A 21,502-nucleotide genomic window follows, 5' to 3' on the forward strand; every position below is an offset into this window, starting at 1 on the left:
ATATCGAACTCATGCGAGCACTTCCAAAAATGTCCAGCCAACAGACTATACCGAGTTCACATGAGGACTGCCAAGAATTACTGGGAAAGCAGGCCATGCCAAGGTCACTCCCTTGGTTAACGGACCGACAGGACCTTATTAGCTTAAAAAGGTCCACTTCAAAAATCTAAGGGACATGAGGAACGCTATTCCCAGATTTAGAGGTAACTTCGCCCGTTTTTTAGACAAATAACGGCCTTCCTGTCCCTTAGTTTCAAAATCAGGCTATTTTATCTAAAATAGCGGCTCTCAGGTCCGTTACTCCCAGGAAATCTTCAGCAAACAGACCATGCCAATGTCACTCCCTTGGTTAACGGACCGACAGGACCTTATTAGCTTAAAAAGGTCCAGTTCAAAAATCTAATGGACCTGAGGATCGCTATTCGCAGATTTAGAGGTAACTTCGCCCGTTTTTCAGACAAATAACGGCCTCCCTGTCCGTTAGTCTCAAAATCAGGCTATTTTATCTAAAATAGCGGCTCTCAGGTCCGTTACTGCAGGAAATGTCCAGCAAACAGACCATACCCAGCTCACGCGAGCACCACCAAGAAATGTTCAGCAAACGGACTACACCCAGCTCACGCGAGTACTGTCAAAAATTGTTTGGGAAGCACACGCGATTAATTATCGGCTACGCGCCGAGTAACAAAGACTAAGCAGCCGTCCGCAACCCCTGTTCATAACCAAACACACGATAGAAACAACCTCGTTAGGATTAGGGATCGACTCATTAAAATCAATGAGAACGAACGATGCCGTGAGGATCTCATATTTAGGATTAACCTCCTGCGCAGGACTGCATGATCATTAAGGAACTTGGTCATGATATCCACTATGTAGTAGAAGAAGCGAGTGCGTTACCCCATTCATCTGCTTAGCCGCTAGGCATTCGAGGGTTGCTTGCTTTTTTATGTTTTTCATACTGTTCAGAGTGAACGTGATTTTGCAATCTGTACAATCCATGCTTGCATGAATATCCATATCCATGTTCGCAAATATGTAAAAATGGGTAAGAAAAAAGGGGAGATTCATCGCATAAGGAGGGTACGTATGAGAGCAGTCACATATCAAGGTGCAAAAGACATTCAGGTCAAACAAGTTGAGGATCCTACCATTCAGACCCAGGACGATATGATCGTCCGCATTACATCGACGGCCATTTGCGGTTCCGATCTTCATATCTACCAAGGAGCTCTGCCTGCGGCAAAGGATTATGTCATCGGTCATGAGCCGATGGGGATTGTGGAAGAAGTCGGGGCAAACGTGACGCGCGTGAAAAAGGGCGATCGCGTCGTGCTCCCGTTCAATGTGTCATGCGGCCATTGCTACTATTGCAATCACGATATGGAGAGCCAATGCGACAACTCCAACGGAAACCACGATATCCATACAGGCGGTTATTTGGGTTTCACCGAACGCTACGGAAACTACCCGGGCGGCCAAGCAGAATTTTTGAGAGTTCCGTACGGAAACTTTATGCCGCTGGTCATTCCGGAGTCGTGCGAGCTGGAGGATGAGGCCCTTCTCTTCTTGTCCGACGTCCTGCCCACAGCATATTGGAGTGTGGAGAATGCCGGTGTGAAGCCGGGCGATATCGTAACGGTGCTTGGATGCGGGCCCATCGGTCTGATGGCGCAGAAATTCGCGTGGATGAAAGGGGCTAAACGGGTCATCGCCGTTGACCGTCTCCCTTACCGATTACAAAAGGCAAAGCAGATGAACAACGTGGAGATCTACAATTTTGAAGATTATGATGATATGGGCGCATACATCCGCGAAATTACCAAGGGTGGATCGGATATCGTCATAGATTGCGTAGGTATGGACGGCAAGAAATCCCCTTTGGAAGCCATCGGTCAGAAGCTGAAGATCCAGGGCGGTACGTTGAGTGCAATCGATATCGCGATCGAGGCTGTCCGTAAATTCGGTACCGTTCAGATAACGGGCGTATACGGCTCTTTATATAACATGTTCCCGCTGGGGCATATCTTTGAGAGAAACATTACCCTGACCATGGGACAGGCCCCCGTGATCCATTACATGCCGGAGCTGTTCAAGAAAATCACGGCCCGTGAATTCGATCCAACCGAAATTGTATCTCACCGGATTCCACTGGAACAAGCAAGTGAAGCCTACCGGATATTCTATGAGCACGAAGATGAATGCACCAAGGTGGTATTAAAGCCCTAAGCTCCCTCATTTCCGATGAGTTCCAGTGAACCAAACCAAGCAGTCCCTCACGGCCATAGGCTGTGAAACTCTGCTTGGTTTTTCGTTTTTGAGCCGTCTCCATATTCAAATCGCTCTATGTAAGCAAGCTCGGCTTCCGCTGGATACAAACGGAATAACGCCTACCATCCTTACAGAGATACCAATACTAGCATGCAAGAAATAGATACATCTTACCTATCTATTGTGAATTTTTCATATGTTGAAATAATAACGCCTATCGGCTATCTTATTCACTTGCTTTTCTCGCATTCACACGAATAATTGTCCCGCAAGGGTCGGATATCCAGTAGCCTTTCGAATTCTCATGGACCTCCACCTCGTCTCTGCGGCTCACCCCATGCTCCTGCAGATACTCAGCTGCCTCATCCAAATCGTTGGCACCCACCTCCAGCCACACATCCTGCTGGGCATAATTGATCATGCAATCCAGCCACAAGGTGTTAGGGCCGTGCTGAAAGGCATGAGCATTATCCTTATAACCCAAATACGGCAGCTTCAATATTTCCTTGTAAAAATGCACGGTTTCGTCATACTTGAATTTTGGAATTTTGAGTGCGATATTATTACCGCCGAGAAACCGAATATCCGCTAATGACATGATACCAACCTCCATTTCGTTGTTTAGAGACAGTGTATCAGACAGACTGCAGCAAAATTCTTCCGGATTGCTGAATTACTGAATTCTCTCGACAATTTCATGAACCTGAAATAGGTTTATACCAACTTTGGCACATATGTCCGAAATCCATCATACCAATCCAATACTTCTTGAGCGCGATTTCAGCATAATCTCGACCTCCTGCTCTCCGAATGGAGTCGCCCAGTGAATGGAGAAAATCTGATTGCTGGCAATATAAAGTGTCATCACAATCACTCCGGAATTATATTCTATTGAACGCTTCATCACTGACCATAACTGTCAGGAATTATTAGATATACTCGACTTGCAGCAGCACAATCAATCTAATGCAAAGCGAGGGTTACACATGAACATGAGTATCGAGGATTTTAATGCAGAATGGTTAAAAGAAGCCCGCATAACGGAACAAGTCATGGACGCTTTGACCGACGACTCCCTAAAAACGGCGATTACGGATCAGCACCGCACCCTTGGTCAGCTGGCTTGGCATTTGGTGATGTCGATTCAGTATATGAACATGCTCGGACTACAATTTGAAGGCCCGTCTCGCGAGCAAGAAATCCCGGATTCCGCTGCCGAGATTCAGGCTAGTTATCGCCGCATCCGACATGCCCTTCTGGATGCCGTTAAGTCGCAGTGGAGTGAGGAAGATCTTCAAGAAACACGAGAATTCGATGGAGAGCTTTGGACTAACGCGGGATTCCTGCACTTCACCCTCATGCATCAAACCCATCACCGTGGACAAATGACGGTGCTGATGAGACAAGCCGGCCTGCGCATTCCCGAACTTTACGGTCCGACCTACGATTCCTGGATCGATAGAGGCATGGACCCTTTAGTGTAAAAAGGATACAATCTACTCGAACGCATACTCCAGACCATCTTCAACTGAAAGGGGCGCCCCCTGATGTCCAAAGCAGACAATATGCTGTCAATCCTGTGGATGCTTCGCTCAGGTAGAAAGGTGACCGCACATCAAATCGCTGATGAGCTGGAAATCCATGTTCGAACGGTATACCGTTGTATCGATTCCTTATGCGCCAGCGGTGCGCCGATCATCGCCGATTCAGGACCGAACGGCGGATTCCGGATTCTGGGTCATTTTGCGGAATCCCCGCTGCTGTTTGATGCCGAAGAACAGAAGGCATTGGTTCACGCTTCGATTTTTGCCAAAGAAACCGGCTATCCATTCACCGATGTGCTGCAGCGGGCCATCGACAAGTTGAAGCGTTATACGAATGAGAAGCAGCTTCATCAAATGGAGCGGCACAGCAGCGGCCTCTCGGTATTGCAGCCCCCCGTACATGAAGAGCAGCGATCGCTGCTTCAAATGCTGGAGACTTCCTCCGCACACGGTCAAACCTTGAAGATGATCTATTCAAACGGCCGTGAGGGCGGCACCGTCTCCCGTGACTTTGACCCTTACAGCATCATCCATTGGAAAGGGCAATGGTATGCCGCCGGATACTGCCGCTTGCGTCAAGAAATACGCAATTTCCGTGTGGATCGAATCATCGGACTGGAGATGACGGACCAACATTTCGAGCGGCCCGCTGATTTTTCGGCCAGGGATGCATTGCTTGGCGCTCTGCTGCCCGATCCCGGCAACCATGAACCTCTCGTTACGGTCGTCATTCAGGGGCATGAGCATGTTCTGAATGAATTAAGTCAACACTGGTTATTCGGACATGCCCTTGTCAAACGTCTGCCTGGAGAAGCCCATTTCCAATTAGGCTCGTCCTCACTGACAGCCTACGTTCCCTATTTCCTTCTCCCCTACGGCAAATCTTTACACATCCTTGAGCCTGCCTCCCTCGTCTTGAAACTGTCAGAGATAACAACGGACATGGCGCACCATTATGAACAAATGATAACGGCGATGACCAATAATGAAGGGTGATAACGATGGAAAAATTTGCGATGTACGGCAAGCTGATTGCCCATCCGGGCAAGCGTGATGAACTTGCGGAGATCCTGCTCGAAGCAGCAGCGTTACTTCGTGATAACAAAGATTGTGAGCTTTATATCGTCAATGTCTCGGACAGCGATCCGAATGCTGTATGGGTCACGGAATTGTGGAGCAGCCAAGACGCACATGCAGCTTCGCTGGAGGGGGCCGACACTTCCGAGCTGCTGAAGCGCGGACGCCCGCTGATTGCCGGCGCTGAACCGCTTAAGCTGAAGCCGCTTGGAGGTAAAGGATTCTAGGTTTATACAAGCAAAGAGGCTGTCCCCGATTGAAACTTGGGGGACAGCCTCTTCCGTTATATATTGTTACGATATTCCGAAGGACTGTAACCTACTTCTTTGCGGAATGTTTTCGAGAAATAATTGGCTGACTCAAAGCCGGTTGCGTCCGCAATCTCCTTTATGCTCAGAGGCGTTGTTCTAAGCATAAGTTTAGCCTGCTCCATTCGCTTGAGGCTCAAGTATTTCTGCGGCGTGATTCCGAAATGCCGTTTGAAGTACTTAATAAAATAATTCGGATGCAAATGCAATGTCCCCGCCATCTGCTCCAGCGTGATCTCTTCGTGCAGGTGGTTTTTGATAAACTGCTGAACGGTGTGAAGCCTGCTCATATCCTCCATTTTGTCCGCATGAATCTGAGGCTGCTGTTGATCGAACACCCTGGAGAGAATATCCAGCATCACCGACTTCTCCTTCAAGCGAGCGGCGATGGAACGGGTGCGATGCGCATCCACCAGCTGCTGGAATAACAGGGGCATCTCCGCATTGTCCGTTAAGTCATAGCTGTAGGGAACGTTCAGCCAAGAAAATACATCCGAATCGCCCACAGTCGCCGAGAAGTGCGACCAATATTTCAGATAGGGACGGCCGCTGATGACAGAATAGGACTGCTTGGTCCTTGCCGGCATCAGAATCAATTGACCCGGGACAGGATACAGTTCCTCATCGCCGATCTTTACCCATCCTTCACCATCCAGAATAAAATAGAGCTTGTTGTAGGACACGGTATAGTCGAATTCCTTCCACTCCGGCCAGCACTGCGTTCTCTCTGCCTCCCAGATCTGGACCTGCATATTCAGGAGCATTTGCTGGATAGCTTCATGTTCATTTCGTTCATTCTTCATCTTCGATTGTCCTCTAAAGTTATTATAATACCCGTCAGAGTTAAGTAATTATCTATTCATACTAACACATTCTTGTTAAAATCAAACTCGACAATTCCAAGAATCGGAGGTTTGATTCCATGACAACGACTACCACTCCCAGCAATCAAGTCATTCAAGATCGAAACCAGCGTGTGCAATGGTTCCAGAACGACCGTTTCGGCATGTTTATCCACTGGGGTCTCTACTCGATTCCGGCAAGAGGCGAATGGCTTCGAAGTTCGGAACAGATGAGTATCGAAGACTATCAGACGTATTTTGATGAATTTGACCCCGTAGACTATAACCCCCGGGAATGGGCCAAGGCCGCCAAGAAAGCTGGCATGAAATACGCGGTGCTTACGGCCAAGCATCATGATGGATTCTGTTTGTTCGACAGCAAGCTGACTGACTATAAATCAACGAATACCAAAGCCGGCCGGGACCTCGTGCAGGAGTTTCTGGAAGCTTTCCGCGAGGAAGGTCTGAAAGTCGGCCTCTACTTCTCCCTCATCGACTGGCATCATGAAGACTATCCTGCTTATGGAGACCGCATTCATCCGATGCGGGGCAACGAATCCTTCAAGCGCGACCCGAAAGACTTCGACCGTTATCTGGATTACATGCATGGCCAGGTACGCGAGCTGCTGACAGGCTATGGCAAGCTCGATATAATGTGGTTTGACTTCTCGTATGATACGATGCGCGGCGAGGTATGGCGCGCTACCGAGCTCATGAAAATGATTCGCGAGCTGCAGCCGCACATTCTCATCGATAATCGGCTGGAGGGCAGCGGCGAGAGCGGCGGCAGCATCTATACCAGCGATCCTTCCATTTACAGCGGTGATTTTGCTTCGCCCGAACAGATCATTCCACCGCATGGTGTCGTAGATGAGACAGGCGCCCCGATTCCATGGGAAGCCTGCATTACGCTGAACAATAACTGGGGTTATGCAGCAGCCGACCGCAATTACAAGTCCTCAACGACCATAATCCGCAAGCTGGTGGAATGCGTAAGCAAGAATGGCAACATGCTGCTGAACGTTGGACCAGACGCCAAAGGTGTCATTCCCAAGGAAAGCCTCGACGTGCTGGAGGAAATCGGTGACTGGATGAGCAAGAACAGCGACAGCATCTACGGCTGCGCGGCTGCGGATTATCCTAAGCCGGAATGGGGACGCTACACCCAAAAAGGCAACAAACTGTACGCCCATGTCTTCGAGGAGTCCATTGGACCGATCAATCTCATCGGCATGGCCGACAAAGTGAAGAAGGCCCGCCTGCTGGCAGACGGATACGAATTGTTCCTCAGCCGCCCCTGGAGCGCAGCGGAATTCACCGAGGATGCGTTTGTGAATTTCACCCGGCCGGAGCACTTTACTTATCCGCTTCCGGACAAACGCAATACCGTGATTGAACTGGAGCTGATTGACGAACCGGATCGTTCGTAACGATACGATTGCATCATCCGAACCGTATATTTTGCCAGAAAAGCCAGACGTGATGTTTCGACATCACGTCTGGCTCTTTTTTCATGTTCTACATACCCACATCCTCCCGCATCCAGCCGCGAGTCAGTAGCGCAAACCCTATTTCAGCAGCCCACGGGCCTGATTGAATCTGGCCACAAATGATCCTCAATCATGCGATAGATGAGCCAGTATATTGACTAACTTGCCGTACGGATCCCGGACGAAAAATCGCCGGACTCCCCATGGCTCGTCAACAGGACCATACTCAATGCGAAAGCCTGCTCCCTTCATGTCCTTCAGCACAGTCTCTATATCATCCACTTCGATTGACAGATCCGGCACAGGCGTGCCGCCGCCTCCTTCCGAAGCAAAGCTGAGCTGAATGGTCATCACATCCTGCGAGCCATAGGTCGCAATCCAGCCGTGATCCATTAATATATCCAGACCTAACACATCTTGATAAAACGTCTTTGCGGCTGCGATCTCCTTTGTGCCAATATTAGCGACGATTCGTTTGACTCTCATGTTCTCCCCCCATTTCTCAGTGTTGAGATACCCCATCGAAACGACGGAATCCTCTTCATCCGTGATATCCTGTCTAAAGTATAACAAATATTTCCAATAAAAACAGACTTCCCTCCAACCTGTCCATAATTCTTGCTCCCCATACCATAGGGCTCCAAGATGAGTCGGCAAACGCGCCCCTGATGACAGGTTCTCCGAAACACAGAGCACGGAATACAGAACAAAAAACACAAAACACAAAATACAAAACACAAAACACAAAACACAAAACACAAAATACAAAACACAAAACACAAAACACAAAACACAGAACACAGAACAAAAAAACGGCATTTCTGCCGTTTTCGAATGTTGAGCAGGAGTGTCTGCCTGCCCTGCAACCTACCCCTTCGTTCCGCCCTGCAGCCCGAAGCCCTTGGACATAAACTGCTGGGAGAGAATGTACATGATGATCGCCGGAATAGCATACAGCACCGAGAAAGCGGCCAAGCTGCCGTAATCCACCATGCCGTACTGCCCGAAGAACTGATACAGCTTCAGGGAGGCAGGGAATTTTTCAGGCGATTGCAGCAGGATATACGGAACAAAGAAATTGCCCCAGCTGCCGGAGAAGGTAAAGATCGCCACGGTGCAAATCCCCGGCACCATCAGCGGTGCAACCACCTTACGCATTCCCGTAAACACGGAAGCTCCGTCCACCCAGGCGGCTTCCTCCAGATCATTCGGCACGGAATCCATGAAATTCTTCATCATCCATATCCCGTATGGCATCGATGACGCTACATAGAACAGAATAACGCCAAAGATATTGTCATACAGCTTCAATCCAAGGAACAATTGGTATACAGGCACCATAACGGCCGTAATCGGCAGGGATGTCATGAACAGAATGGTCAGCATAAAGGGTTTCTTGTATTTCATCTGATATCGGGACAACGGATAGGCTGCGAGCAGGGCCAACAGGACAACAAGGATGGCTTGGCCAAGCGACATCACCAGGCCAATGAGATAAGCACGCTGATTCTCGCTGCTAGTAATGACTTCTACATAGTTGGCACCGGTAATTTTGCTGGGTACCTTCAAGGATTGCATCGCGTTGGGGTCAACTGAGGCCACAAGCACCCAGAGCAGCGGCAGCACAAAACAGATTCCGATCCCCGCAAGAATGGCATAGGGCAGGATTCGATAGACTAATTTACGTTGTTTGGCATTCATATGATATCACCTCTGGTTACTCTTTCATCGACCTGATATACAGCAGACTTAACACAATTCCGATCAGCAGCAGCAGCAAGGATATCGCGGTTCCATAACCTAACTGATAGTTCACAAACGCCTGGTTGTACATAAAGATGGGCAGCGTTGTGGTCGAGTTCCCCGGACCGCCGCCGGTCATCGCGTAGATGAGCCCAAATACGCCCAGTGTCTGTAATGTAACCAGCATCATATTGGTTGTAATGGTTCCTTTAATATAAGGGACAATAATGCGTGTGAAGATCTTCCACTTGGACGCACCGTCCACCACCGCCGCCTCCTCGATCTCGTTGGGCACATCATCCAATGCAGCCTGGAACACCAGCATGGAGAAGGCGGTGCCATGCCAAATGTTCGCAAGAATGATGGTTAGCATCGGAACCGTAAATAACCAGGTCACCTCCGAAAATCCGAAAAAGGTAATGATTGCATTCAGCGTGCCTTCATCTCCGAAGAAGCTGTACAAGCACAGGGCACATACAATTTCAGGCGTTACCCAGCCGGCCAGCACAATCGTTCCGATCACCCGCCGAAAGGTTTTATTCCTCTGCTTCATCAGGAGTGCGATGAGAAATCCCAGCACCTGCTGCCCGATGACCGCCGATCCGATAAGGAAAATAAGCGTATTCCAGATACTGATCCTGACCGTAGGATCTTGGAACATCCGGGCATAGTTATCGAAGCCGATAAATTTAAGCTCCCTCGCCGCTTCGCCTGTTAACGCCAAATTCGTAAAGGAATAGAAGAACGTTAGCAGGATCGGATATACAAAAAACACGAGCATAATCGCGATTGAAGGAAGCAAAAAGAAGAGCCAGGTATACGATTTTTTTCGTTTAGGGTAAACATCCACGGACAGACTGCTCATGTATAGTTCTCCTTCCATGCTGATCATCTGAAAAACCGCTTGCCCAAGCCTCCGTGTAATAAGGGAGGACTTGAGCAAGCATTGCGTGGCTATATCGAACTATTTCTCCACCACATGATCCGCCCCGACAATGCGGGTGACATCCTGCGCATATTTATTCATTGCGTCCGCAGGCGAGGTTCCCGTTGCCACCGACTCCACCATCGTCTGAATCTGTGTTGACACTTCCGGATATTTCTCTTGTGCTGGTCTGAACTCTGCGTTCTTGAGGTACTCCGTCGCAATTTCGTTAAATGGCATTTTTGTATATTCCGGATCCTTGGCTACATCGGCACGTACCGTGATATTACCGGACGCCATCACGAGCTTCTGGGTGTTTTCCTTATTCAGTGCATATTGGATGAAGGCCCAAGCCTCGTCTATATTCTTCGAATGGCTTGGAATCGATAATGCCCATCCTCCGGCCAGCGTGATCGAGCCAGGGTCCTGCCCTTGGCTGGTCGGCATTGGCGCGAAGCCTAACACATCCTTGTATTCAGGCCATGGGGCTGCGCCGGATTCCATATAGTTGCCTGTGATCCATGAGCCGTCAAGGGAAATCGCCAGCTTGCCTTGCGGCAAGTATTCACGGGAAGCTGTATTGCCTGCCTGACCATTCAATACTTTGGACAGTGGCGGTCCAAGCTTCTCTTTATTGACCGTCTCCACAAAGGTCAGCGCATCGAGAATGCCCTGGCTTTTGGTAATCCATTTGCTGCCAGCATCGTCATACAGTCTTTCACCTGTACCGTAGAGGAGCATTTCATAGGTTTGCATGGAAGTGGCTTCGCCTGTTGCCTTGCCCATATTCATCCAAATTGGCACCACATCAGGCGTTTTCTCCTTGATGGTTCGCGCGGCACTTAAGACGTCCTCCCAAGTCTTCGGCTGCCAGTCCTCGGGAAGACCCGCTTGTTTAAAAATGTCCTTGTTATACCAGAGTCCCCTGGAATCCGTATTGTACGGCACTCCGTATACCTTGCCATCGCTGGCCGTAACTCCCTTCTTCATCGCTTCAATAAAAGAACCGTTGCCCCAGTCCTCCCATGCCGCCAATTTCTCGTCAAGCGGTTCCAGATAGCCCGCGCTCGCATCGGAGTTCAAGATAAAGGTATCCTCTGTCACGATATCCGGCGCCGTATCTTTAGACTTCAGTGCCAACGCTACCTTGGCAAAATAATCGCCTTCCGATGCCTGAATCGGTGTCGGCTTGATCTCTACGCTCTTGTCAGGGTAACTTGCCGATACTTCCTTGAGCCATTTATAGAACGCTCCGTTCTCGCCGATCCCGTCATCCCGAAACGTAACGGTAATGGTTTTCTTGGCTGTCTCTCCACCCTTTCCTGGCTCCGGATTGCCGGCTTCACTCGGCGTTCCCTTGCCACCGGTGCAACCGAATAACAAAGAAACACTCAATACCGCTGTCGTGACTAGCCAAAATCCCCTCTTGCCTGACTTCATACGTATCCCTCCTTTTGGCTGCAGCAAAAATCGATTTACTATCCAAATTTTGTATACGCTTACGAAAGCGTATATTCATCTCTATTTTCAAAATAGTGAGGATATTCTGAACTTTTTTTCATGACAAAGAGACCGCTTGGTGCAAGCGGCCTTTACCGTTCTTTATGCGTTTTTTTTCCTTATCCATCATATGAGCATTCACGAATAAATATTCTTATATTTACCATATATAGAAAATATTAATTTAATGACCTTTATGATAATCCATTTCGCATTTGGGTCTTTACTTTGGATGGAAACCCCATTATATTTGTATGTACAAACAATCTAATGTATATCATAAATTCAACGTATTCTTCGTCATCGAATTGATGCCGAAAAAATCCCCTTATAAAACTGGAGGTTTCCATTCTATGAGTGACCGTTTTATTTTCCTGCTGACTTTATTCTCAGTAGTAGGCTCAGGGCTGATCGCCGGGCTGTTCTTCGCGTTCTCTTCCTTCATGATGACCGCGTTGTCCCGAATTCCCAATGAACAGGGGATCAACGCGATGCAATCCATCAATGTATCCATTCTAAATCCCACATTCAGCACATTATTTATGGGAACGGCGCTCACCAGCATTGCGCTTGCCATCGTGTCAATCATACACTGGGGGGAACCCGGCTCGTTGCACCTGCTTGGGGCCAGCCTGCTGTATTTGGCGGGATTTATCGTAACGATAGCATTCAACGTCCCGCTAAATGATGCGTTAGCTACCGTTGACCCCGGAACCAGCACCGGTACTGAGGTGTGGAACACCTATCTCGGAAGCTGGACGCCGTGGAACCATGTGAGAACCGTGACTTCCCTCGGGGCGCTGGTCATGTTTGTTTTGGCGTTACGCAGCTTAAGCTAATGTTGTATGATCCAAGTGGAAAGAAAAAAACAAGGAGGGAGAACATAATGGAACAGGCTAATCTCGGGTTCTGTAAGGAATGGGCATCTCCCAAACATCATGCCATAGCGGCGGGCCCTCGTCATACCGTTGGTCTTCAATCAGACGGCACAGTAACAGCTGTGGGTGATAATAAATATGGCCAATGTGATGTAAGTGGCTGGCGCGATATGGTGGCGGTTGCGGCTGGTAATGTTCATATGGCGACCAACACGGGTAATGCCCATACCATTGGTCTTACATCTGACGGTACAGTGACGGCTGTGGGTTGGAATAAACATGACCAATGCAATGTAAACGACTGGCGAAATATAGTGGCGGTTGCAGCGGGTTGGCGTCGGACCGTCGGGCTTACATCAGACGGCACGGTGGTCGCTGCAGGTCGAAATAATGAAGGACAATGCAATGTAGGCGACTGGCACAACATCGTGGCGGTTGCGGCAGGTGACTGGCATACCATCGGGCTTACATCGAACGGCACCGTGGTGGCTGCGGGTAATAATCGATATAGCCAATGCAATGTAAGCGACTGGCGCAACATCGTGGCTATAGCAGCGGGTTACCTTCATACCGTTGGCCTTCAATCGGACGGCACGGTGGTCGCTGTGGGCTTGAATAAGTTTGACGCATGCGATGTAAGCGGCTGGCGCGGTATGGTGGCAATAGCGGCCGGTAGTTATCATACCGTTGGCCTTCAATCGGACGGAAGGTGTGCGGCTGCAGGCAAGAATGAGCATGGCCAATGCAATGTAAGCGGCTGGCGTGATATAGTGGCGGTAGCAGCGGGCTGCGCGCATACTCTTGGCCTTAAATCGGATGGCACGGTGGTGGCCGTGGGGGATAATAAATATGGCCAATGCGATGTAAGCAGCTGGCATGGCATCCTACTGCCCGGCAATTAGTTTCAATATTAATAATACATACAATAAGTCATGCGCCGATTTCCCTCGCATGGTTTATTTTTTTGCATTAATATTCAAATGTTTGCTCTGAGATACCTTTGCCTGCTGTCCCTTGTCCTCGGCATGGGTGGTTTCCTCTGATCTAGGTGTGTCCAAACTTTCTAACGGAAAACCCATACCTTCACTACCGAATCTTCATTAGATATACTATCAATCTAGTAAAGGCGGTGGAGATATGGGGATTCTCAAGGTTGATAAGTGGAATCATACATGCAAGCTTGAAACTTCAGCCAAACCGCATCGTAACATCGGATGGGTGTCAAGTAATTGGAGCGGGTACAGCATTACGGGAAAAAAGGGGACCTTCAAGCGGGTATCCGCCAAATGGAATGTGCCGTTTCTTCGTCCAAGCCAGGGGGCTTCTTATTCCTCCGCATGGATCGGCATCGACGGGTATGGCAACAACAGTCTGATTCAGACCGGAACCGGTCATGATTTCATAGACGGCAAGGCTTATTATTATGCTTGGTGGGAGATTCTACCGGCCTCGGTTACGCTCATTCCATTGCCTGTCCAGCCGGGGGACCGCATGCATGCCACCATCATCAAGCGCAGCGGATCTATCTGGCTGATCTGCCTTCGCAACTCAACCCGCAACTGGACCTTTCGAACGTCGCAGCGCTACACCGGTCCGCAGACTTCTGCCGAATGGATCGTTGAGGCTCCGCAAGTGAATGGAGAACTCGCCCAGATGGCACGACTATCTCCTGTTATCTTCTCCTGCTGCCGGGCCAACGGCAGGAGTCCTCGACTTATTTCAGTGGATGGAGGCATTATGATTCAAGATTTGAAGATTACCTCCATACCTTCTAACCCGAACAGGGCTGGAGACCGGTTTGTTGTCAAAAGCGATCATTCATAAAGAAACGGACCTTACCGAAGCGTCAGGGAATATCCTCTCGTCTTATAAGAAGCTCTAAAAACAGCCGCTGCATCCCCTCTGATTTCCGGGATGCAGCGGCTGTCTTTTTATAATGTTCCGTGAACCGGTATTCCCTTATACAATACGGCCCGCCGTTGCGATCTTCTGGCAACCGCCTCTGCAGAGCAGCTGGCTTCTACAATGACCGCATGGGCAGCATCCCCGACTTTCGGCCATGCATACTGCCCGTCCCGGTCTAACGGAGTAACCCCTCCCGTAATGAAGCCAAGCGTCTGTCCGAGCGAACGCTCATCCATCAGATGGAACCGTTCGGCCAGCGTGCCCGCCTTATCCAGATTGTCTCCCTTGCCGAATGGGGACCAGTGATCCATAATACTGTCTTGTCCAAGCGAAACGCCTACACCTTGGCGGTGCAGCTGAGGAATCGGAATGGTTCGGCCGAGTGGTACTGAAGAGGTGATGGAAATCCCCAGGTTCGCCAGCCGAGCCGCCACTTCATCCACTTCGCTTGATGAGACATCTGCCAATGCAAGGGCATGACTGAGCGTGACTCTCCCGTCCCAGCCTGCATCTTCCACAAGATCGGCCAATACTTTAAAGGTATTCAGCCCGATATGGGACGGCTCATGCAAATGCATATCAATGCCAGCATTCGCCTCAACCGCCAGTTCCATCATGGCATTCAATGATTTTTCCGTATCATCGTCCACCGTTGCGGGATCCAGTCCGCCTACGAGGGTTGCCCCATTCCGGAGCGCTTCCCTGACCAGTGATACGGACTGGCTGCGGAGCAGGCCATGCTGAGGGAACGCTACAATCTCCACAAAGGCTTTCTCCCGGTAGCCATCCACAGCCTGCAGCGTTGCCTCCAGATTTCGCAATCCAACCACGGGATCGACGTTGCAATGGGAACGAATATGTGTCGATCCGTAGCCTATTAACAGATCCAGCAGCCCCTCCGCCCTTTCCTTGGCCGTAGGAAGAAGTTCGGGGAGCAGCCTCTGCTCCTCCTCAATCCGGCTAAAGACGCCGTTCGCGGGACGGGTCGGTGCCTTCCAGGGGCCTCCATAATAAGTTTTGTCCAGATGGATATGCATATCTCGAAATGACGGGAGCATTAGCCCACCCTTTACATCCCGCACAGGCAATGCCGTTTCAGGCACAGCATCCGCAGGACGAATCTCGGAGAATGCCCCATTCTCTATTTTCATATGAAATAATCCCGTCTCCGTTCCGGTCACGATCCCATCCTTGTAGCGGTAACCCGTTTCCAGTCGGACATGGAGCAGCCAATATGAGGTACTCTGTTCATTCATCATGATCATCCCTTCCCGCATTTGCTTTGTAACTGTCTTTCGTTGTTTATATGATCATGCTACCCATTAATGGCATTCAACAAAATACGTTCGATTTCCAGATATCCACGCTCCTGCGCATGCTGCAGCGGAGTTACACCTTCTCCGTCGGCAAGATGAACGTCCGCACCATGATCCAATAACAGCTGCACGATTTGCTGATGGTTCTCACCGCCGTCACCGAGAATGATCGCTTCAAGCAGCGCGGTCCAGTTCAGATTATTGATATGATCGATATCGACATCCGTCCGGGTCAGCAGCTCCCGCACAATCTCCACATGCCCGCGATCCGCGGCAGGGATGAGAGCCGTACCACCATAACGATTGGTTATTGTCACGTCTGCGCCTGCATCGATTGCTAACTTCAGAATATCGCGCAGCCCCTCCGCACCGGCATACAGGAATACATTATTACGATTATGATCGCGAATGTTAATATCTGCGCCTGCCTGAATAAGGACTTCTACCGTCTCCACTTGATTATGGTAGGTTGCTGCCAGGACCGCCGTTCTTCCTTCCTCGTTCCTCGCATTGATATTTGCTCCAGATTGAAGCAGTCGTTTCACTTGCTCCGTATTCCCTTGCTCAGCGTATTCGATGAGTTGACGATCCATATTCTGCACCTCTTTTTTATCGGAATGGGGTTGACAGGCCGACAGGAAAAGTATCAGTAAAATCGAGGTTAAACGAAACACATGAACCGCCCCCTCTTTCTATCGTGTATATTCGTATGCTAACATGAGACTGAAGCATATGAAAAATACATAAAAAATTGATTTTCCAAAGGTTTTTCATATACAAGGAGGTTTGCTTGTTTATATGGATATACGACAGCTCCGGTATTTTATCGCCATTGTGGAAGAAGGAACCATCTCGCACGCTGCCAATCGACTGCATATCTCACAGCCTCCTCTCAGTCAGCAGCTGAAAGCGATGGAGGAAGAACTCGGATCAATCTTGGTATACCGCCGGGGAAAGCGGCTTGAAATCACGGAATCCGGTAAAGCTCTGTACAAGTATGCTCTGCAGATGACCCAGCTCATGGAGGAGGCCAAAGCCGAGGTTCAAGAGGTCGGGAACGGAGATAAGGGAACGCTCCGTCTTGGCATTAATACTCTGTCTTCGGTAGAATTGCCTGCTTGGCTCCATGAATTCAGAGCAAAGTTTCCCCAAGTCTCGTATAAAATCCAGCAAAATGAGTCGTATCAACTCTGTGAGCTCGTTCGAAACAGGGCACTTGAATTAGCCATCGTCCGCCTCCCGCTGGAACTGGATGATTTCTCGGTGCTTCATTTGCATACGGAGCCCTTTTATTTACTCGCCTCCGATCAGCAGGCATCCCTGGAACAGGAAATGCCCCTCTCCCAAATCGTGCAGTATCCCCTTATTCTGCCCAGCACCGAAGGATTAGGCGTGTATTATACGATTCAGATGGCTTTCTCCGAGCAGAACCTGCAGCCCAACGTTGTCGCCGAATGCTCGGATATTTCCCTGTTGCTGCGTTTAGTGGCCTCCGATTTTGGAGTTGCGATCGTACCGGAGACGCTGGTTAAACAGCACTTGCCAGATCACATTCACGCCTTTAGAATCACAGGTACCCCGGCTACCGCTTCTACCGCCCTAATCTGGCTGAAGGATTATCACATTTCCAGAATGGCCCTGAACTTTATCGATTTGCTGACTGCCGCCAAAGCGAGACATATGTAAGCTTCAGCAAAAAAGGGGCCTGTCCCAAAAGTCACTTGACCTGAGGGATGCCCCTTTGTCTGTTATAAGGACGCTGCGGAACGAAGCATCCCTCCAATAGCTGTTGCCCCCGAATATTCTGAATTCATCTTAAAGGAAGATATATCGGGGACAAAGGCGATCGCTACCGCTTTTCCGGAAATGGCTTCGTTCTCTCCGCTGCTTTCGTGCGTCTTCATATAAAAAACACAAAAAGAAATCGTTCGTTCCGAGTGCATGAAAGACATTCTCCAGACGGTTTTCACCTCTGTTTTGCTTTTGAGTGAATTGATTATCCCTTGCTCGCATTTAACTCCTTTTGGGACAGCCTCTTCGATTAACAGCTTATTTTCGTTCCATCACGGTTACCTCGCTCGATGCCATGTTCCGGCAACGTCCTCCCGCTCCTGCTTCTGGCCTTGGGAATGAAGATATAATTCTTCGTAATATCCATGGGCATCGAGCAGCTCCTGATGGGTGCCCTGCTCCACAATCCGGCCCCTGCTCATAACCAGAATCCGGTCCGCCCCCATGATGGTAGATAGGCGGTGAGCAATCACAAGGGTCGTCCGCCCCTCGGCAACGAGATGCAGCGCGTTCTGAATCAGCTGCTCCGTGTGCGAATCCAAATTAGCCGTGGCTTCGTCCAGGATGAGAATCTTTGGCTGGAACACGATGATTCTGGCGAAGGAGATCAGCTGGCGCTCTCCCGCGGACAGTCCGCTGCCACGCTCAGACAACCGGGTGTCATAGCCTTCCTTCATCCGCATGATGATTGAATCCGCACCGATAAAGCGGCAGGCCTCGATCACTCTTTCCCTTGAAATGGTCTCATCGAACAGCCGTACATTGTCCAGCACCGTACCGGAATAGAGATAAGGCTCCTGCTGTACAAGGCCTACAATCCGGTGCAAATCCGATTGAGCGAGCTCTCTTATGTCAAGTCCATCAATCAGAATACTTCCTTCATTTACGTCATAGAAACGGCACAGCAGGCTAATCAGCGAGCTTTTGCCCGCTCCGGTGGTCCCGACGATTCCGATCATTTCTCCCGGCTTGACATGAAGATCGAGATCCTGGATGACTGGAGCCCCGCCTTCGTATCCGAACGTAATTCGGTTAAAATCGATGCGTCCCTGAATCTCGGCCTTGTCAATCTTCGCCGGCTTGGGTTTATCCGTAACTTCCGGTTGAATCGCCAGGAGGCCCCATACCCGGTTGATCGCCACCGTCGCCGACTGCAGCGTATTCCACTGCTGGGTAATCGTATTAATCGGCTGAAAGAATAAACGGATATACGTAATAAATGCATAGAGTACGCCGAACTCAAGCGTTGTCCCAAGCACAGCTTGTCCGCCCAGCCATGTCACAAATGCGATCGCCAAATTGTTCAAAATCTCATAGGATCGGTTGAACAGCACATTTGTCCGGATTTCCCGGATGTTAGCCTTGAAATACGAGTTGTTCCGCTCCTCGAACTGCTTCTCCTGCTCCTTCTGCTGATGAAACACTTGAATCAGATTCATGCCCGACAGGTTCTCGGCTACGAAAGCCACCAGCCGGGACAAGCGGGTTCTGGCCATCTGATAGGTATGGCGCATGTACCGCCGGAATGCTATCGCGATCCCCGCAATGATCGGCAGCAGGATCAGACAGTACAGGGTCAATGTAACATCCAGCTGGAACATCATCACCAGAATGAAGACCAGGGTAAAACCGTCCCGGAACAGGCTGAGCAGCACCTGGTTAAAAAACTGGTTGATCGCTTCCGTATCACTGGATACATGCGTGATCAGACTTCCGCTAGGCACCTTATCAAAATAAGACATCGACAGCTTGGATATATGCGCAAACAGCCGTTTGCGAATGCTTGCCACGATACTCTGCCCTGCCTTCTGCAGCAAATTATTTTGCAGATAGGTGAACAGCATGCTTAGCAGCGACAACGAAAAATAAATGCCGCATATGATCATCAGGCCATGGTAATCGTTTTTTCCGACCATCAGATTATCATCGATCGCGATTTTCATCAGATATGGCTGCAGCAGCTCTGCCGATATGGCAATCAAGGTGCAGCCGATAAACCCCGCAAAGGTTAGCCGGTGTTCCTTCATATAACCCGATAAAGCACGGAATGTGGATATATACTTGGGCTTGGCCTGAGGTGCATTCAGATCTGCCTTCTGATCCATCTGCCAATTGTTAATGGCCTGTGCCATGATGTCTCATCCCCTCCTCCTGAATATCGTGCAGCGTCCGGTACAATCCGTCCTCAGACAGCAAGGTTTCATGTGTACCTCGCTGAACTATCTCTCCTTCATCCAGGACGATGATCTCATCGGCAAACTTCAGTGCACTGATTCGGTGGGCGATAATAATTGTGGTCTTGCCTTCGCGGATATCACGAATCGTCTCCATGATCTCTGTCTCGGTCACCGCATCCACGGCGCTCACACTATCGTCCAGAATGAGTATGGGCGCATTCTTGATAATCCCCCGTGCAAGACTTGTCCGCTGCCGCTGTCCCCCGGAAAGCGTAATGCCCCGCTCACCGAGACGGGTCTCGAACTTGTCAGGAAATTCAGCAATGTTGTCATATACCCGGGCTTTGTGTGCCGCTTCCTCAACAACGTCCGTCTCGGTATCCCGTTTATAGAAAGCAATGTTCTCCCGAATGGTCGAGCTGAACAAGAAGCCATCCTGCGGCACATAGGCGATTCCTTCGCGCAGGCTCTTTAATGTAAGCTTTCGAATATCCTCCCCACCAATCTGAACTGTGCCCGGAGGCGGGTCATAGGTGCGCAGCAGCAGCTTCATCAGCGTGGTCTTCCCGCTGCCGGTTCGGCCAATGATGCCTAACGTCGCACCGGGCGGAACCTCCAATCGAATGCCCCGCAGCACATGTCTGGCTCCATCTTCATGACCGTTTACTCTATCGTAAGAAAAGGATAAGTCCTGCACTTCGATTCCAGCATGTTCCAAATCCAGCTCCTTGGCGTCTGGCAGCTCCTTAATATCGGCCTGCTTGCCAAGCAGATCATTCAGCCGGTCAAGCGAAGCCCTCGCTCTCTGTACAACATTAATGACATTGCCGATCTGCTGCAGCGGGTTCATGAGCATGCGGATGTACAGCGTCAATGCAACAAAGTTACCGACCGTAATTCGTCCCGCCATCGTCAAGTATCCGCCGAATGAGAGCGCAATAATGAGTGAGGAGGCGCCAAGAAACGGAATGATCGATTGAAACAGGGAGGATACGCGCACCAGTCTCAGCTGTTTATTGCGGATGTTGTCCACCGTGGTCCCAAACCGCTGCTTCATCGTGTCTTCTACCGCGAATTTCTTGGTGACACGCATCCCGCCGAACTGCTCCTCAGCCGATTCCGTCATCACGCCAAGCGCTTCCTGTACCTGAAGCGATCTTCTTCGAATCATTGGCCCAAGCCATACCACGATTACCGGTATCAGCAGCAGAGGAACCATGCTTGCGGCCACCAGATATAGCGGGACATTCGTAATCAGCAGCATTGCAATCGTGGACACCAGCAAGATGGAGGCATTCGCCGTCTGGTTAACCCCCATGGAGATTGCTTCCCTCACCGTAGTCACGTCATTCATAAAATAACTGAGCAGCTTGCCAACGCCGTTCTTGGAATAGAATTGCTCGCTGAGTCCCGTAAAGTGGACAAACAGCCGGCGCCTGTTCATAAATTCGAAGTAACGCCCCGTATACATGACCAAATATTGCCCTATACCGCCGATAACGGCAAAACCAACACCAATGCCAAGCAGCGTCCAGCTATACTGCACAATGCCGTCACCTGACAATAAACCATCCTTCAATTCATCCGTGAAATTGCCCAGCACTCTAGGGAAATTCACATGAATGATATTAGCAACCAAATGGCAGCAAATCGACAATACGTAGAAAAGCCACGTCTTCCTGAAAAAGTCTCCAAGTATTCGATGAGAGTCCAATGTCCCATATCACTTCCTGTC

Annotated in this window: 19 protein-coding genes; 9 read left to right on the forward strand and 10 right to left on the reverse strand. The window is 49.8% G+C overall.

Annotated features, from left to right (window positions below; all coding sequences use genetic code 11):
* The first annotated feature begins 1,089 nt into the window (after positions 1 to 1,089).
* Positions 1,090 to 2,229, forward strand: coding sequence for a zinc-dependent alcohol dehydrogenase (locus tag PGL02S_RS26080; protein WP_036643176.1), 1,140 nt, complete (start codon positions 1,090 to 1,092; stop codon positions 2,227 to 2,229).
* A 268-nt stretch (positions 2,230 to 2,497) separates the two neighbouring features.
* Here the strand turns inward: PGL02S_RS26080 and PGL02S_RS26085 are convergent, their stop codons facing one another.
* Complete coding sequence (locus PGL02S_RS26085; protein ID WP_006211901.1) at positions 2,498 to 2,869, reverse strand: VOC family protein; 372 nt, start codon at positions 2,867 to 2,869, stop codon at positions 2,498 to 2,500.
* A gap of 388 nt (positions 2,870 to 3,257) precedes the next feature.
* Between PGL02S_RS26085 and PGL02S_RS26095 the strand changes: the two genes are divergently transcribed.
* The 3 genes from PGL02S_RS26095 to PGL02S_RS26105 all read left to right on the forward strand — a co-directional run bounded on the left by PGL02S_RS26095 (position 3,258) and on the right by PGL02S_RS26105 (position 5,119).
* Complete coding sequence (locus tag PGL02S_RS26095) at positions 3,258 to 3,755, forward strand: DinB family protein (protein ID WP_036643178.1); 498 nt, start codon at positions 3,258 to 3,260, stop codon at positions 3,753 to 3,755.
* A gap of 63 nt (positions 3,756 to 3,818) precedes the next feature.
* Positions 3,819 to 4,811, forward strand: coding sequence for a helix-turn-helix transcriptional regulator (locus PGL02S_RS26100; RefSeq protein WP_036643179.1), 993 nt, complete (start codon positions 3,819 to 3,821; stop codon positions 4,809 to 4,811).
* 5 nt (positions 4,812 to 4,816) lie between these two features.
* Complete coding sequence (locus PGL02S_RS26105; RefSeq protein WP_036643180.1) at positions 4,817 to 5,119, forward strand: putative quinol monooxygenase; 303 nt, start codon at positions 4,817 to 4,819, stop codon at positions 5,117 to 5,119.
* Between the two features lie 56 nt (positions 5,120 to 5,175).
* Here the strand turns inward: PGL02S_RS26105 and PGL02S_RS26110 are convergent, their stop codons facing one another.
* Positions 5,176 to 6,003: an AraC family transcriptional regulator gene (locus PGL02S_RS26110; RefSeq protein ID WP_036643181.1), complete on the reverse strand. Its 828-nt coding sequence runs from the start codon at positions 6,001 to 6,003 to the stop codon at positions 5,176 to 5,178.
* Between the two features lie 119 nt (positions 6,004 to 6,122).
* Between PGL02S_RS26110 and PGL02S_RS26115 the strand changes: the two genes are divergently transcribed.
* On the forward strand, positions 6,123 to 7,472 hold the full coding sequence (locus tag PGL02S_RS26115; RefSeq protein ID WP_036643182.1) for an alpha-L-fucosidase: 1,350 nt from the start codon (positions 6,123 to 6,125) through the stop codon (positions 7,470 to 7,472).
* A gap of 186 nt (positions 7,473 to 7,658) precedes the next feature.
* Here the strand turns inward: PGL02S_RS26115 and PGL02S_RS26120 are convergent, their stop codons facing one another.
* From PGL02S_RS26120 to PGL02S_RS26140, 4 genes are all read right to left on the reverse strand, one after another.
* A complete protein-coding gene (locus PGL02S_RS26120; protein ID WP_006211908.1) occupies positions 7,659 to 8,018 on the reverse strand; it encodes a VOC family protein in 360 nt (119 codons plus the stop codon).
* Positions 8,019 to 8,399: 381 nt separating this feature from the next.
* A complete protein-coding gene (locus PGL02S_RS26130) occupies positions 8,400 to 9,233 on the reverse strand; it encodes a carbohydrate ABC transporter permease (RefSeq protein ID WP_006211909.1) in 834 nt (277 codons plus the stop codon).
* A gap of 16 nt (positions 9,234 to 9,249) precedes the next feature.
* On the reverse strand, positions 9,250 to 10,140 hold the full coding sequence (locus PGL02S_RS26135; RefSeq protein ID WP_006211910.1) for a carbohydrate ABC transporter permease: 891 nt from the start codon (positions 10,138 to 10,140) through the stop codon (positions 9,250 to 9,252).
* Positions 10,141 to 10,239: 99 nt separating this feature from the next.
* The gene (locus PGL02S_RS26140) at positions 10,240 to 11,640 is read right to left on the reverse strand and encodes an ABC transporter substrate-binding protein (protein ID WP_036643183.1); all 1,401 of its coding nucleotides are present in this window, start codon (positions 11,638 to 11,640) and stop codon (positions 10,240 to 10,242) included.
* A gap of 413 nt (positions 11,641 to 12,053) precedes the next feature.
* Here PGL02S_RS26140 and PGL02S_RS26145 point away from each other — a divergent pair, with 413 nt between their 5' ends.
* From PGL02S_RS26145 to PGL02S_RS26155, 3 genes are all read left to right on the forward strand, one after another.
* Positions 12,054 to 12,539, forward strand: coding sequence for an anthrone oxygenase family protein (locus PGL02S_RS26145; protein ID WP_063455946.1), 486 nt, complete (start codon positions 12,054 to 12,056; stop codon positions 12,537 to 12,539).
* A gap of 47 nt (positions 12,540 to 12,586) precedes the next feature.
* Positions 12,587 to 13,480 carry an RCC1 domain-containing protein gene (locus PGL02S_RS26150; protein WP_036643185.1) on the forward strand — a complete coding sequence of 298 codons (894 nt, stop codon included), beginning with the start codon at positions 12,587 to 12,589 and terminating at the stop codon, positions 13,478 to 13,480.
* A gap of 235 nt (positions 13,481 to 13,715) precedes the next feature.
* On the forward strand, positions 13,716 to 14,402 hold the full coding sequence (locus tag PGL02S_RS26155) for a G1 family glutamic endopeptidase (RefSeq protein WP_036643186.1): 687 nt from the start codon (positions 13,716 to 13,718) through the stop codon (positions 14,400 to 14,402).
* 107 nt (positions 14,403 to 14,509) lie between these two features.
* Here the strand turns inward: PGL02S_RS26155 and PGL02S_RS26160 are convergent, their stop codons facing one another.
* Both PGL02S_RS26160 and PGL02S_RS26165 read right to left on the reverse strand, forming a co-directional pair.
* Positions 14,510 to 15,739 carry an amidohydrolase family protein gene (locus PGL02S_RS26160; RefSeq protein ID WP_036643227.1) on the reverse strand — a complete coding sequence of 410 codons (1,230 nt, stop codon included), beginning with the start codon at positions 15,737 to 15,739 and terminating at the stop codon, positions 14,510 to 14,512.
* A 59-nt stretch (positions 15,740 to 15,798) separates the two neighbouring features.
* Positions 15,799 to 16,392, reverse strand: a complete 594-nt coding sequence (locus PGL02S_RS26165) for an ankyrin repeat domain-containing protein (protein ID WP_036643187.1) — start codon at positions 16,390 to 16,392, stop codon at positions 15,799 to 15,801.
* 205 nt (positions 16,393 to 16,597) lie between these two features.
* On the opposite strand from PGL02S_RS26165, the gene PGL02S_RS26170 reads away from it, so the two are divergent.
* Complete coding sequence (locus tag PGL02S_RS26170) at positions 16,598 to 17,485, forward strand: LysR family transcriptional regulator (RefSeq protein WP_036643188.1); 888 nt, start codon at positions 16,598 to 16,600, stop codon at positions 17,483 to 17,485.
* A gap of 383 nt (positions 17,486 to 17,868) precedes the next feature.
* Here PGL02S_RS26170 and PGL02S_RS26175 read toward each other — a convergent pair whose 3' ends face one another.
* Positions 17,869 to 19,722 carry an ABC transporter ATP-binding protein gene (locus PGL02S_RS26175; RefSeq protein ID WP_036643191.1) on the reverse strand — a complete coding sequence of 618 codons (1,854 nt, stop codon included), beginning with the start codon at positions 19,720 to 19,722 and terminating at the stop codon, positions 17,869 to 17,871.
* Positions 19,706 to 21,481 carry an ABC transporter ATP-binding protein gene (locus tag PGL02S_RS26180; RefSeq protein ID WP_036643192.1) on the reverse strand — a complete coding sequence of 592 codons (1,776 nt, stop codon included), beginning with the start codon at positions 21,479 to 21,481 and terminating at the stop codon, positions 19,706 to 19,708. Before PGL02S_RS26180 ends, PGL02S_RS26175 begins: the two co-directional genes overlap by 17 nt.
* Positions 21,482 to 21,502: the final 21 nt, after the last annotated feature.

The organism is Paenibacillus glucanolyticus NBRC 15330, assembly GCF_004000885.1.
Lineage (GTDB): Bacteria > Bacillota > Bacilli > Paenibacillales > Paenibacillaceae > Paenibacillus_AQ > Paenibacillus_AQ glucanolyticus.

Excerpts from the sequence above, each read along its gene's own strand:
- PGL02S_RS26145 (WP_063455946.1), top strand. The coding sequence starts at position 12,054 with ATGAGTGACCGTTTTATTTTCCTGCTGACTTTATTCTCAGTAGTAGGC.
- PGL02S_RS26135 (WP_006211910.1), bottom strand. The coding sequence starts at position 10,140 with ATGAGCAGTCTGTCCGTGGATGTTTACCCTAAACGAAAAAAATCGTAT.
- PGL02S_RS26170 (WP_036643188.1), top strand. The coding sequence starts at position 16,598 with ATGGATATACGACAGCTCCGGTATTTTATCGCCATTGTGGAAGAAGGA.
- PGL02S_RS26105 (WP_036643180.1), top strand. The coding sequence starts at position 4,817 with ATGGAAAAATTTGCGATGTACGGCAAGCTGATTGCCCATCCGGGCAAG.
- PGL02S_RS26100 (WP_036643179.1), top strand. The coding sequence starts at position 3,819 with ATGTCCAAAGCAGACAATATGCTGTCAATCCTGTGGATGCTTCGCTCA.
- PGL02S_RS26080 (WP_036643176.1), top strand. The coding sequence starts at position 1,090 with ATGAGAGCAGTCACATATCAAGGTGCAAAAGACATTCAGGTCAAACAA.
- PGL02S_RS26085 (WP_006211901.1), bottom strand. The coding sequence starts at position 2,869 with ATGTCATTAGCGGATATTCGGTTTCTCGGCGGTAATAATATCGCACTC.
- PGL02S_RS26095 (WP_036643178.1), top strand. The coding sequence starts at position 3,258 with ATGAACATGAGTATCGAGGATTTTAATGCAGAATGGTTAAAAGAAGCC.
- PGL02S_RS26155 (WP_036643186.1), top strand. The coding sequence starts at position 13,716 with ATGGGGATTCTCAAGGTTGATAAGTGGAATCATACATGCAAGCTTGAA.
- PGL02S_RS26120 (WP_006211908.1), bottom strand. The coding sequence starts at position 8,018 with ATGAGAGTCAAACGAATCGTCGCTAATATTGGCACAAAGGAGATCGCA.
- PGL02S_RS26160 (WP_036643227.1), bottom strand. The coding sequence starts at position 15,739 with ATGAATGAACAGAGTACCTCATATTGGCTGCTCCATGTCCGACTGGAA.
- PGL02S_RS26140 (WP_036643183.1), bottom strand. The coding sequence starts at position 11,640 with ATGAAGTCAGGCAAGAGGGGATTTTGGCTAGTCACGACAGCGGTATTG.
- PGL02S_RS26110 (WP_036643181.1), bottom strand. The coding sequence starts at position 6,003 with ATGAAGAATGAACGAAATGAACATGAAGCTATCCAGCAAATGCTCCTG.
- PGL02S_RS26175 (WP_036643191.1), bottom strand. The coding sequence starts at position 19,722 with ATGGCACAGGCCATTAACAATTGGCAGATGGATCAGAAGGCAGATCTG.
- PGL02S_RS26115 (WP_036643182.1), top strand. The coding sequence starts at position 6,123 with ATGACAACGACTACCACTCCCAGCAATCAAGTCATTCAAGATCGAAAC.
- PGL02S_RS26150 (WP_036643185.1), top strand. The coding sequence starts at position 12,587 with ATGGAACAGGCTAATCTCGGGTTCTGTAAGGAATGGGCATCTCCCAAA.
- PGL02S_RS26130 (WP_006211909.1), bottom strand. The coding sequence starts at position 9,233 with ATGAATGCCAAACAACGTAAATTAGTCTATCGAATCCTGCCCTATGCC.
- PGL02S_RS26165 (WP_036643187.1), bottom strand. The coding sequence starts at position 16,392 with ATGGATCGTCAACTCATCGAATACGCTGAGCAAGGGAATACGGAGCAA.